At 58.6% G+C, this 1405-nt stretch carries 1 protein-coding gene; it reads right to left on the bottom strand.

Annotated elements, in window-relative coordinates; translation table 11 throughout:
* Positions 1–7: 7 nt before the first annotated feature.
* Positions 8–1324, bottom strand: coding sequence for an IS701 family transposase (locus AB4Y42_RS43945; protein ID WP_368697852.1), 1317 nt, complete (start codon positions 1322–1324; stop codon positions 8–10).
* Positions 1325–1405: the final 81 nt, after the last annotated feature.

The raw sequence follows: 1405 nt of genomic DNA on the forward strand, positions 1-1405 counted from the left end.
AATGGAATCAGGAACGTGGCGTTGAGCGCGCTGGACTGCCCCGGGGGATGTAATCCGGGGGAAGGACAGGCAGCGCGCGTTCAAGGAAGTTTTTTTTGCCACGCCCATCTGATTGAATTCTGAGTCGCTGAGCCATCAGAAACCCATAGGCAGCGATACTCAGTGTGGCGTGATGGTGAAAGCCACGCCAGCCCCTCCCTTCATAATGACCGAGCCCGAACTCCTGTTTCAGATCCTGATAGTCGCGCTCAATGCGCCAGCGCATCTTGGTTACGAACACAAGCTGCTCAAGTGTTGCATCCTCGGGAGCGGTAGTAAGAAAGTATTTGAGCGGCTCCGTATCGCCATCAGGCCATTCGATGAGCAGCCATTCTTCGTCGCGAACGGTACTTCGCCAGGTGTCGCGGTGTGCGGGACGAACCCGTACGGCGGCAAAGCGTGAGGAAAGTGCTGCGTTGCTGCCTTCGCGCCAGGTTACGGTCTGCCAGGCGTCCACGGGTAATTGCATGGCCAGTTCCTTCACCACGATGGGTTCATGGCCAGGCGCACGCCGCAACAATTTCGGTGGTTGACCGCGCCCGCTCCAGGGCTTGGGCGGAAGGGGTGCCGTACCGGGCGCCCACACAGAGGTGCCTGGTCGGATTCCTACCGCGTACAACAAACCCAGTTCAGTTACGCCCTCCCGGAAAGCGGTTTCGTCGCCGTACCCAGCATCGGCGAGCACAATGCCCGGTGCAATGCCGGAGGCTACAGCCTCTCGGAGTTGGGCCAGCGCAATCTGTGGCTTGGTCTCGAAGGCGAGATCGTCGGGAATGCCCGCGCGACGGGCTCGTTCCCGGTCGTCAGTCCATTCCTTGGGAACATACAGCTGCCAGGCAATTGGCAGGCTGCCGCGTTGTGTCGCAATCGACAGGCTCACCGCGATCTGGCAGCTATCCTGTTTGCCCAGTTGCCCACAGTATTGCCGCGCTACGCCGACCGAATGCTTGCCTTTCTTCGGGAAGCCCGTGTCGTCAATAATCCAGTAATAGCCAGCCTCTTCAGCAGCGTGTAGACCTAACGCCGGCATCACCCATTCGCGTACCCGCTGCAGAACCGCACGGTCAGACCAGTCTGCCTTGGCCACAAAATGGTGGAGTGACTGGTGCTTCGCACTCGCGTGAAGTGGGTCAATGTGCGCGGCCATCGGCTCGACGCTCTTGCGCGACAGGGGCAACACCAGACCCGAGCAGTAACCCTTGAGGCCGGCATGACGATCGGCGTGTCCTAAAGCCCGTCCCAGATGATCCAGATACGCGTCAAATTCATCGACATCTTCTCTCATCGCGATCGCCCGAAGTCTGTATTATTCAATACTACCAGGTATCGCTTCGCTGCAAATGAATTTTGTGACACAGTAAGACTA

It is taken from the genome of Paraburkholderia sp. EG286B (assembly GCF_040965655.1).
GTDB lineage: Bacteria > Pseudomonadota > Gammaproteobacteria > Burkholderiales > Burkholderiaceae > Paraburkholderia.

Bases quoted from the DNA above. Each gene is read 5' to 3' on its own strand.
- AB4Y42_RS43945 (WP_368697852.1), bottom strand. From the start codon at position 1,324: ATGAGAGAAGATGTCGATGAATTTGACGCGTATCTGGATCATCTGGGA.